General features: G+C 73.1%; 10 protein-coding genes. 2 read left to right on the forward strand and 8 right to left on the reverse strand.

Going from position 1 to position 9,945, the window contains the following annotated elements; genetic code table 11:
* Nucleotides 1-13 precede the first annotated feature (13 nt).
* The 6 genes from MILUP08_RS31110 to MILUP08_RS31135 form a co-directional block, all read right to left on the reverse strand.
* A complete protein-coding gene (locus MILUP08_RS31110; RefSeq protein ID WP_007465362.1) occupies nucleotides 14-1,492 on the reverse strand; it encodes an NADH-quinone oxidoreductase subunit N in 1,479 nt (492 codons plus the stop codon).
* A gap of 85 nt (nucleotides 1,493-1,577) precedes the next feature.
* Entirely contained in the window at nucleotides 1,578-3,086 is a 1,509-nt protein-coding gene (locus MILUP08_RS31115) for a complex I subunit 4 family protein (protein WP_007465364.1), read from the reverse strand.
* Between the two features lie 55 nt (nucleotides 3,087-3,141).
* Nucleotides 3,142-5,076, reverse strand: coding sequence for an NADH-quinone oxidoreductase subunit 5 family protein (locus tag MILUP08_RS31120; protein WP_007465367.1), 1,935 nt, complete (start codon nucleotides 5,074-5,076; stop codon nucleotides 3,142-3,144).
* Nucleotides 5,073-5,426: an NADH-quinone oxidoreductase subunit NuoK gene (nuoK, locus tag MILUP08_RS31125; RefSeq protein ID WP_007465369.1), complete on the reverse strand. Its 354-nt coding sequence runs from the start codon at nucleotides 5,424-5,426 to the stop codon at nucleotides 5,073-5,075. Before nuoK ends, MILUP08_RS31120 begins: the two co-directional genes overlap by 4 nt.
* The gene (locus tag MILUP08_RS31130) at nucleotides 5,423-5,995 is read right to left on the reverse strand and encodes an NADH-quinone oxidoreductase subunit J family protein (RefSeq protein WP_007465371.1); all 573 of its coding nucleotides are present in this window, start codon (nucleotides 5,993-5,995) and stop codon (nucleotides 5,423-5,425) included. Before MILUP08_RS31130 ends, nuoK begins: the two co-directional genes overlap by 4 nt.
* A 70-nt stretch (nucleotides 5,996-6,065) precedes the next feature.
* Nucleotides 6,066-6,677, reverse strand: coding sequence for a 4Fe-4S binding protein (locus MILUP08_RS31135; protein WP_051065847.1), 612 nt, complete (start codon nucleotides 6,675-6,677; stop codon nucleotides 6,066-6,068).
* Between the two features lie 95 nt (nucleotides 6,678-6,772).
* Between MILUP08_RS31135 and MILUP08_RS31140 the strand changes: the two genes are divergently transcribed.
* A complete protein-coding gene (locus MILUP08_RS31140) occupies nucleotides 6,773-7,348 on the forward strand; it encodes a Uma2 family endonuclease (RefSeq protein ID WP_007465375.1) in 576 nt (191 codons plus the stop codon).
* Here the strand turns inward: MILUP08_RS31140 and MILUP08_RS31145 are convergent.
* Complete coding sequence (locus MILUP08_RS31145) at nucleotides 7,329-7,757, reverse strand: ester cyclase (protein ID WP_007465377.1); 429 nt, start codon at nucleotides 7,755-7,757, stop codon at nucleotides 7,329-7,331. The two genes, MILUP08_RS31140 and MILUP08_RS31145, sit on opposite strands and share 20 nt — an antisense overlap.
* 80 nt (nucleotides 7,758-7,837) lie before the next feature.
* Between MILUP08_RS31145 and MILUP08_RS31150 the strand changes: the two genes are divergently transcribed.
* Nucleotides 7,838-8,857, forward strand: coding sequence for a glutathione S-transferase family protein (locus tag MILUP08_RS31150; RefSeq protein ID WP_007465380.1), 1,020 nt, complete (start codon nucleotides 7,838-7,840; stop codon nucleotides 8,855-8,857).
* A gap of 9 nt (nucleotides 8,858-8,866) precedes the next feature.
* Here MILUP08_RS31150 and MILUP08_RS31155 read toward each other — a convergent pair whose 3' ends face one another.
* Complete coding sequence (locus MILUP08_RS31155) at nucleotides 8,867-9,829, reverse strand: complex I subunit 1/NuoH family protein (RefSeq protein WP_007465382.1); 963 nt, start codon at nucleotides 9,827-9,829, stop codon at nucleotides 8,867-8,869.
* Between the last annotated feature and the right edge of the window lie 116 nt (nucleotides 9,830-9,945).

The raw sequence follows: 9,945 nt of genomic DNA on the forward strand, positions 1-9,945 counted from the left end.
CTGGAGTCGCAGGTCAGCGGGCGGCGAGATCCAGCACCAACTGTGGCGCGAAGCCCAGCACCACGGCGGCCACCGTGGCCACCGCCAGCACCGCCGCCACCACACCCCTCACCGGCACGGCCGGAGCCGCGGCGCCCGGTGCCGTCGTCGGCGCCCACAGCGCGGCCGTCACCCGCAGGTAGTACGCCAACCCGATCACCGCGTTCAGCGCCACCACGAGCGCCAGCCAGGCCGCGCCGCCGTCCAGCAGGGACCGGACCACGGTCACCTTCGCGAACAGGCCGGCCAGGCCCGGCGGCAGCCCGGCCAGACCCACGAGCGCGAGACCGAGCGCCGCACCCCGCCACGGGTGCCGGCGGGCCGCCCCGCGCAGGTCGTCGAGCGTGCCGCCGTCCGCACCCACCGGGCGCAGCGCGGTCACCCCGGCGAACGCCGCCAGCTCAAGCACCACGAAGAAGACGGCGTACGCCACCGCGGCGGCGTACGCGGCGGACCGCGCCTCGCCCGTGCGGCCGGCGGCCAGCGCCAACGCGCCAAGCGGGGCCAGGATGTAACCGGCCTGCGCCACCGAGGACCAGGCGAGCAGCCGGACGGTACGCCGCTGGCGCAGCGCCACCAGGTTGCCGACTGTCATCGTGAGCACGGCCAGCAGGGCGAGCACCGGGCCGGTCTGGTCCGCCGGCAGCGCCCGCTGCACCACGGCAAGCAACGCGACGAGGCCGCCCAGCTTCGACGCCGTCGACAGGTACGCGGCCACCGGCAGCGGAGCGCCGTCGTAGGTGGCCGGCGCCCAGGCGTGGAACGGGACGGCCGCCACCTTGAAGGCCAGCCCGAGCAGCAGCAGCGCCACGGCGGCGGTGGTCAGCGGCAGGTCGCGCAGCTCCGGCCGTTCGGCCAGCAGCGCGCCGAGCCGGTCCAGGTGCAGCGAACCGGTCACCGCGTACAGCAGCGCGGCGCCGAGCAGGGTGACAGTCGTGGCCACCACGCTCGTCACGAAGAACGTCACCGCCGCCTCGGCGCTGGCCAGGCTGCCCCGACGCAGGCCGACGAGCACGTACAGCGGCAGGGTCAGCGTCTCCAACGCCACGATCAGGGTGATCAGGTCGCCGGCCGCGCCGAGCACCACACCGCCGGTCATCGAGCAGGCGAGCAGGAAGGCGTACTCCCCCACCGGCGACCGCCCGGCCCGCAGTGCCGGCACCGACAGTCCGAGCACGCCCAGGGTGAGCAGCGCCACCACCGCGGCGACCAGTGCCGCCCGCCCGCCGAAGACCCAGGAGCAGTCGGCGCCGACGCAGAACGTGCGTCGCTCGCCGCCCGCGCCGACCACCGCGGCGCCGACGGCGGTCCCGAGCGCGCCGAACGCGGCCACCGCGACCGTGGCCCGAGGCCGCGCCAGCACAAGATCGACAATCAGCACGAGTACGGCGGTGCCGGCCGCCAGGTACGCCGGCAGCAACGCCATGCTGTCCACGCTCTGCACGACGCTCATGCGGCCCTGCCCTCGGTCACGTCCACGCTCTGCGCGGCGCTCATCTCGGGCCTGCCCTCGTTCGCGTCCACCCGCGACGCCGCGTTCATCGGGAGACCACCCCGATGAGGGCGTCGACGGGCGCCTCGGCGACGCCGAGGACCAGCGCCGGGACCAGCCCGATGGCCAGCGCGAGCAGCACCAGCGGCGCCCACGCGGTCAGCTCCGCGCCGGCCAGACCGGCGCCGACCGGGCTCACCGCGGGGCTCGGCCGGCCGTGGGTGACCTGCCGCAACAACCGCAGGAAGTACGCGGCAGTGAGCGCGCCACCGACCGCCGCCAGCACCCCGAGAGTGGTCCACAGCGGGCCGCCCACCTGGATCGCCGCGACCACCGCGAACGCCTCCCCCCAGAAGCCGGCGAGCCCCGGCAGGCCGAGCGACGCGATCGCCCCGAACGCCAGCAGACCGGCCAGCCGGGGCGCGGTCTCCCGCAGCCCGGACAGCTCGGCGAGCGTGCCCGTGCCGGTGCGGTCCTTGACGGCCCCGGCGAGGAAGAACAGCAGACCGGTGATCACGCCGTGCGCGACGTTGCCGATCAGGGCCGCCTGGATGCCGGTGGCGGTGAGCGTGGCGACGCCCAGCAGCACGAAGCCCATGTGCCCCACGCTTGAGTACGCGATGAGCCGCTTCACCTCGGACTGGGCCAGGCAGACAAGCGAACCGACCAGGATCGCGGCGACCGCCAGCACGCCGAGCACCGGCGCGGCCCAGCGGGCGCCCTCCGGGGCCACCCCCACCGCCACCCGGATCAGGCCGTACGTGCCCATCTTGAGCAGCACGCCCGCCAGCACGACGCTGCCCACGGTCGGGGCCTGCGTGTGCGCGTCGGGCAGCCAGGAGTGCAGCGGCCAGAGGGGACTCTTCACCGCGAACGCGAGCGCCAACAGCGTGAAAGCGGCCAACTGGGTGCCCCGGGACAGTCCGCCCCCACCGGTAAGCGCGACCACGTCGGCGGTGCCCGCCGCGGCGACCACGACGTACACGCCGACAAGCAGCAGCACCGACCCGAACAGGGTGTAGAGCGCGAACTTGCGAGCCGCCCGCCGCCGGTCCGCGCCACCCCAGCCGGCGATGATCGCGTACATCGGCAGCAGGACGACCTCGAAGAAGAGGAAGAACAGCACCAGGTCCAGGGCGAGGAACGTGCCGAGGATGCCCACCTCGACCACCAGCAGCAGGGCCACCAGCGCCCGACCGTTGCCGCCGCCGGGCACCCGCCACACCGTGTACGCGCAGCAGAGCAGTGTGAGCAGCGCGGTCAGCACCACAAGCGGCCAGGAGATGCCATCGACGCCGAGGTGGAAGCGCAGGGCCAGACCGGGCACCCAGGGCAGGTCCACCTGGTGCCAGGGGCGCACCGCGGGCGTACCGGCCGACCAGGCGAACCATCCCCGCCCACCGAACACCAGCGGTACGGCGGCCAGCAGGGTCAGCGCCGCCGCGACGGTACCGACGATCCGCGCGGCCCGGTCCCGGGGAGTCGCCGCCACCGCGACCGCGCCCAGCGCCGGCACCACCAGCACGGCGACGAGCAGAACCTGCCCAAGCGTCATCGGATCGCCTCTGTTCGCGACTGCGGGGCTCGCAAACCCGGCTCACTCCTCGCGCTCACTGGATCACTCCCAGCAGGGCGGCGGCCAGGCCGATCAGCAGGGCACCGGCCAGCACACCTGCGGCGGCCCGGGGCAGCGCCGCCCGGTGCAGCGCGGCCAACCCGGCGCCCAGGCCGGAGGCAGCACGGCCGCTGCCCTCGACCACCCCGTCGACCACCACCTCGTCGCCGTTGCGGGCGAGGCGGGCCAGCGCCCGGACGGGGCGTACGACAAGTGTGTGCTGGGCGTCGTCGAGCCGGAACGCGCGGGCGAAGACCGGCCGCAGCGGACCCAGCGCGGTCGCCGGGTCGGCGGCCCTGTCCCGCTGCCAGCCCGCCCAGACCAGGCCCGCGCCGACCGCCAGCAGCGCCAACGGCAGCAGCAGCGCCGGCCCGACGTGGACCAGGCCGTCCTCCGCACCGGCGACCGGCACGGTGGCGAACCGCAGCCGGTCGGCGAACGCGCCCACGAACCCGGCCAGACCGAGCAGCGCGGCCGGCACGGCCAGCAGCAGCACCGGCCACCGCAACACCGCCGGAGGGTCGTGCGGCGTGACGAGCGGCAGGCGCGGCTCGCCGAAGAAGGCCCGCAGCAGCAGCCGACCCGCGTACCAGGCGGTGATCGCCACACCGAGCAACCCGGCCAGCCAGACCAGCCAACCCACCCACGACGGGGCCGGCCCGGTGCCCTCCAACGCGGCCGACTCGGCGACAGTCAACACGCCGTCCTTGCTCCAGAAGCCGGCCAACGGCGGCACACCGGCGAGGGCCCCGAGGCCGATCACGGTGCACCAGAACGTCACGGGCATGCTGCGCCGCAGACCACCCATCTCCGACATCAGCGTGGTGCCCACGGCGTGGATCACCGCGCCGGCGGCGAGGAACAGCAGCGCCTTGAACGCGGCGTGGGTGAGCAGGTGGAACAGCGCCGCCGACGGTGAGCCGACGGCCAGCGCGCCGGTCATGTAGCCGAGCTGGGACACCGTCGACCAGGCCAGCACCCGCTTGATGTCGTCCTGGGCGGTCGCGGCGAGCGCCCCGAGCAGCAGGGTGATCGCGCCGAGCACCCCGAGCACTGTCAACGTCACCGGAGCGGCAGTGAACAAGGGGTAGAGGCGGGTCACCGCGTACACCCCGGCGGCCACCATCGTCGCGGCGTGGATCAGCGCGGAGATCGGCGTCGGACCGGCCATCGCGTCCGGCAGCCAGGTGTGCAGCGGGAACTGCGCGCTCTTGCCGGCCACCCCGGCCAGCAGCAGCAGACCGGCGGCGGTCAGGGTCGCGCCGGAGTGGTCGTGGGCGAGCACGTCGGCGATCCGGAAGCTGCCCGTCGACACGCCGAGCAGCGCGATGCCGAGCAGGAAACCGACGTCACCCACACGGGTCACCAGGAACGCCTTCATCGCCGCGGCCGGCGCGCCCGCGAGCCGGCGGTCGTGGGCGATGAGCAGGTACGAGCAGAGACCCATCACCTCCCAGCCCACCAGCAGCATGATCAGGTCGCCGGAGACCACCACCAGCAGCATCGCACCGGTGAAGAGGCTGATCTGGGCGGCGTACGGCGGGTAGCGGTGGTCGACGTCGACGTCGTCGTGCGGGCCGCGCCGCAGGTAGCCGATCGAGTAGACCTGTACGGCCAGGGCTACCGCGGCGACCGCGACGGCGACCAGCGCGGCGGCGCCGTCCAGGCGTACGCCGAGGGTCACCCGCAGCCCACCGATGTCGACCCAGGTCGTCGACGTCTCGGTCGGACCGTCGACCGTCAGGAGCAGGGCGACTGCCAACGCCAGCGCGCCGGCGGCGCCGGCCACGCCGATCGTCACGGCGGCCGTCCGGGCCCGGTCACCGCCGGCCGCGCCGCCCGGGCGACGCGGGGCCGGCGGCAGCAGCAGACCGAGCAGACCAGCCACCAGCGGTACGGCCGGCAGCGCCGCCCCGAGCAGCCCGGTCACCGGCCCGCCTCCACGTCCCGGCCGACGGGCTGCGCCGACACCGGCGGCTCGGTCAACGCCACGTCGTCCACCGCCACGGTGGACCGCAGGCGGTAGAGCTGCAGGACGATCGCCAGCCCCACCCCGATCTCCGCGGCGGCCAGCACGATGACGAACAGCGCGAAGACCTGACCGGAGTGCGGCAGCACCGCACGGGCCGTGGTGTCCGCGGTGACCAGGATGAGGTTCACCGCGTTGAGCATCAGCTCGACAGCCATCAGCACCAGCACGGCGTTGCGCCGACGCAGCACGCCGTACACGCCGAGGCCGAACAGCAGCGCCGCGGTGACGTACGGGACGACGGGCCTCACCGGCGTACCCCATCCGCGCCGACCGTTTGCGGCGTCGACGTGTCGCCCGCCGTGTCGCCGCGCTGCGGGGCGGGCTGGCCGATGTCCGGCCGGGACAGCACCACCGCGCCCACCAGCGCGGACAGCAGCAGCACGGAGAGCACCTCGAACGGCAGCACCCAGGACCGGAAGATCTGCTCGCCCAGCCGCTCGGCGGTGCCCGCGCCGGGCATCGTGACGGTGCTCCAGCGGTACGCGTCGACGAGCAGGACGCTCAACCCCAGGCCGGCGCCGCCACCGATCAGCGCGGCGGGCCAACCCGGCCGGTCCAGATCGTCGGAGGCCCCGATCGGGGCCCGCGTGAGCATGACCGCGAACAGCAGCAGCACCACCACCGCGCCCACGTAGATCAGCACCTGCACCCAGGCGACCAGCTCGGCGCCGAGCACCAGGTAGTCGCCGGCCAGCGCGCCCAGGCAGACCACCAGGTAGAGCCCGGCCCGGACCAGGTGCTTCGTGCTCACCACAAGCACGCCGGCACCCACCGCGACCGCGCCCAGGGCGAGCAGCAGCAGATCCGCGCCGGTCACCGGGCCGCCCTTCCGCAGGGGCGAGCCGCGCCCCGGCCCGTCACGACGCGTCCCGCCTTGACGACGGCGGTCACGACGCGGGGCCCGGGTCGGCTTCGGGGCGTACCGCCGGTGGGACGGAACGGGCGGCCTTCTTGGCCGCCGCGGTCTCCTCCTTGGCCGGCTCGCCGTTCGGGTCGTGCGCCGGCGGCGGCGGAACGGTGGCCATCCACTGGCCCAGGTGGTCCTTGTCGTGCAGCAGGTCCTTGATGTCGTACTCGGCGTACTCGAATTCCGGGGACCAGTAGAGCGCGTCGAACGGGCAGACCTCGATGCAGATGCCGCAGTACATGCAGAGCGAGAAGTCGATGTCGAACTTGTCCAGGACGTTGCGCTGCCGGGGGCGGGCGGCGCCGGGCACCGCCACCTCCTCCTTGTGCGAGTCGATGTAGATGCACCAGTCCGGGCACTCACGGGCGCACAGCATGCAGACCGTGCAGTTCTCCTCGGACAGCGCGATCACGCCGCGCGAGCGGGGCGGCAGCTCGGGGGCGACGTCCGGGTACTGCTGGGTGGTCGAGCGGCTGGTCATCGTCTTGAGGGTGACCGCCAGCCCCTTCACCAGGCCCGCGCCGGGCAGGCCGCGATCGCTGGCGCCGCCGGCCGGGCCGCCGTGCTCGCTGGGGTCGGTCATGTGGACCATCCTGCCCTGTGGCCTCGGCGCGCGCGACCACCACCCACAGGTCGGCGGCGGTACCGTGGTCGCGGGGAGAACGACGCACCTGGAAGGACCCGCCCATGACCGCCGCGCTACAGAGCGACTACCCGCCCGAAGGCGAGTGGACGACCGACGATCTGGATGCGCTGCCCGAGGATGGCCGCCGCCGGGAACTGCTCGATGGAGTGCTGTTGATGTCCCCCTCCCCCACCCGCAAGCATCAAATCATCGCTGGGCTACTGATGGCCGAGCTGCACGCCGACTGCCCGGACGACTACGACGTCACCCAGGGGGTTGCGGTGCGCATCAACCGCACCCGATCCTTCATCCCTGACGTTCTGGTGACCACGTCGGTCGCCGCTGCCCGCGAGCCGTCGAAGTACGAGCCACACGAGGTGGTGCTCGCCGTCGAGATCGTCTCGCCGAGCACCCGCTCGATCGACCGGGTGTTGAAGCCGGCGCTGTACGCCCAGGCCGGTATCCCGTTCTACTGGCGGATCGAGACGGAGGGCGGCGCGTTGGAGGTCGTCACCTACCGGATCGACGCGGTGAACGAGGTCTACACCGAGACGGGGCGGTGGACGAAGTTCGTCGACACCGGCGAGCCGTTCCCGATCAACCTGCCGATCAGTCGGATCACGCCCCGGGTCCGCTGACGACGCTCGGTGGGAGCATCTCGACGCCGAGCTGTTGCAGGAGCTGGAACAGCTCGTTGCAGCTCCACACCTCGACGATCCGGCCCGCCGTGTCGAAGCGCAGGAATGTCGCCCCGGAGTAGCTGACGACCTGCCCGGTCGGGGGCACCGGCCCGAACTGCCCGGCGTGGGTGCCGGCCGCCCGCCAGTGCACGGCCACCCGCTCACCGGCGGCGACCACGTCGACGATCTTGTAGCGGAGGTCGGGGAAGGCCGCTCGCCGCTCGCGGTGCCAGGCCAGCGTCGCCTCCGGGCCGGTCCCGCCAAGTCCGGGGCACTCCGGGGCGATCAACTCGTGGGCCGACTCCTCCCGGCGGGCGTTCCACACGTCGGCGATGAAGCGCCGGGCCGCCGCCTCCACATCCGTCATGCCGGCAGGGTATCCGGCGTCGCTGAGCGGTAGATCCGTAAGGATGGGGTAGAGACACTGAACCGGACCGGGAGGGTGACGTGGGCGAGGAAACAGGCGGGAAGTACGTCGAGCCGGGTGGCGAGTTCACCCGGGACCAGCGGTACATCGCCACCCGGATCACCGCGGACGGGCGGGACGGCTACCCGGTGGAGCCGGGCCGGTACCGGCTGGCGGTCAGCCGGGCCTGCCCGTGGGCCAACCGGCTGATCATCGTGCGGCGGCTGCTCGGCCTGGAGGACGCCATCTCGATGGCGGTGGCCGGCCCGACCCACGACGCGCGGAGCTGGACCTTCGACCTCGACCCGGACGGGCGGGACCCGGTGCTCGGCATCGAGCGCATCCAGGAGGCGTACTTCAAGCGCTTCCCCGGCTACGAGCGCGGCATCACCGTGCCGGCGATCGTGGACGTGCCCACGGGGCAGGTGGTGACGAACGACTACGCGCAGATGAGCCTGGACCTGTCCACCCAGTGGACCGCGTACCACCGCGAGGGCGCCCCGCAGCTCTATCCCGAGCACCTGCGGGCGCAGATCGACGAGGTCAACGACGTGGTGTTCCGCGACGTCAACAACGGCGTCTACCGGTGCGGGTTCGCGGGCAGCCAGGAGGCGTACGACAAGGCGTACCACCGCCTGTTCGACCGGCTGGACTGGTTGACCGAGCGGCTGACCGACCAGCGGTACCTGGTCGGCGACACCATCACCGAGGCCGACGTGCGGCTGTTCACCACGCTGGTCCGCTTCGACCCGGTCTACCACGGCCACTTCAAGTGCAACAGGCAGAAGCTGAGCGAGATGCCGGTGCTGTGGGCGTACGCCCGGGACCTGTTCCAGACCCCCGGGTTCGGCGACACCATCGACTTCGACCACATCAAGCGGCACTACTACGAGGTGCACCGCGACATCAACCCGACCGGGATCGTGCCGCTCGGCCCCGACCTGTCCAACTGGGTCACGCCGCACGGACGGGAGGCCCTGGGTGGTCGCCCCTTCGGCGACGGCACCCCGCCCCCACCGCCAGCCGAGCCGGTCGACCCGGCCCACACCCCACTGCGCTGACCGGGGCTCCTAGAGGGCGACGCGGACGGCTGCCGTGAGGACCAGTTGCGCCAGGGAGGCGGGCACCAGGACCAGCCAGCAGAGGCGTTGGAGTTGGTCCTCGCGCAGCCGGGGGTAGGACACCCGCAGCCAGATGATCACGAAGGCCACCGCGAAGACCTTGAGCAGCGTCCACAGCCAGCCCAGGTGCTCGTCGGCGAACGGGCCCTGCCAGCCACCGAGGAACAGCACGGTGGTCAGCGCGGCGATCACCACGATGCCGACGTACTCGGCGAGCAGGAAGAACGCGAACCGCAGCCCCGTGTACTCGGTCATGTAACCGAAGACCAGCTCCGAGTCGGCCACCGGCATGTCGAACGGCGGCCGACGGATCTCGGCCAGCCCGGCGACGAAGAAGATGATCATCGCGGGCGCCTGCCAGAGCAGCCACCACGGCTGCCACGCCTGCACGATGCCGGACAGGCTGAGCGTGCCCGCCGCCATCGCCACCGAGGCGGCGGCCAGCACCAACGGCAGCTCGTAGCCGAGTAGCTGGGCGGCCCCGCGCAGCCCGCCGAGCAGGCTGTACTTGTTGGCCGACGCCCACGCCGACATCAGCACCGCCACCACACCGATGCCCACCACGGCCAGCACGAAGAACAGGCCGATGTCCAACGGTTGCCCGACCAGGTCGTTCGGGCCGAGCGGGATGACCAGCAGCACCAGCAGGTAGGGCACCAGCGCCACCGCGGGCGCCAGCCGGAACACCGCCCGGTCCGCCTCGCGCGGGGTGATGTCCTCCTTCTGCACGAACTTGACGCCGTCCGCCACGAGCTGCGCCCAACCGTGGAAGCCACCCGCGTACATCGGGCCGAGGCGACCCTGCATGTGCGCCATCACCTTGTGCTCGGCCTGGCCGACGAGCAGCGGCAGGGTGAGGAACGCGACGACCACGCCGCCGATCCGGAGCACCAGCTCCACCCAGAGCGGCATCAGGGCGTACCCCCGTCGTGGTCGGTCCGGTGATCGCGGGCCGGCGGGTCCGCGACGGGCTCGCCACGCGATGCGGTCGGGTCGGCCGGGCCTGCGCCGGGCGCGGGCTCGTCGGC

It is taken from the genome of Micromonospora lupini str. Lupac 08 (genome assembly GCF_000297395.2).
GTDB lineage: Bacteria > Actinomycetota > Actinomycetes > Mycobacteriales > Micromonosporaceae > Micromonospora > Micromonospora lupini.

Coding starts and splice junctions, on each gene's coding strand:
- MILUP08_RS31110 (WP_007465362.1), bottom strand. CDS start 1,492: ATGAGCGTCGTGCAGAGCGTGGACAGCATGGCGTTGCTGCCGGCGTAC.
- MILUP08_RS31115 (WP_007465364.1), bottom strand. CDS start 3,086: ATGACGCTTGGGCAGGTTCTGCTCGTCGCCGTGCTGGTGGTGCCGGCG.
- MILUP08_RS31135 (WP_051065847.1), bottom strand. CDS start 6,677: ATGGTCCACATGACCGACCCCAGCGAGCACGGCGGCCCGGCCGGCGGC.
- MILUP08_RS31140 (WP_007465375.1), top strand. CDS start 6,773: ATGACCGCCGCGCTACAGAGCGACTACCCGCCCGAAGGCGAGTGGACG.
- MILUP08_RS31145 (WP_007465377.1), bottom strand. CDS start 7,757: ATGACGGATGTGGAGGCGGCGGCCCGGCGCTTCATCGCCGACGTGTGG.
- MILUP08_RS31155 (WP_007465382.1), bottom strand. CDS start 9,829: ATGCCGCTCTGGGTGGAGCTGGTGCTCCGGATCGGCGGCGTGGTCGTC.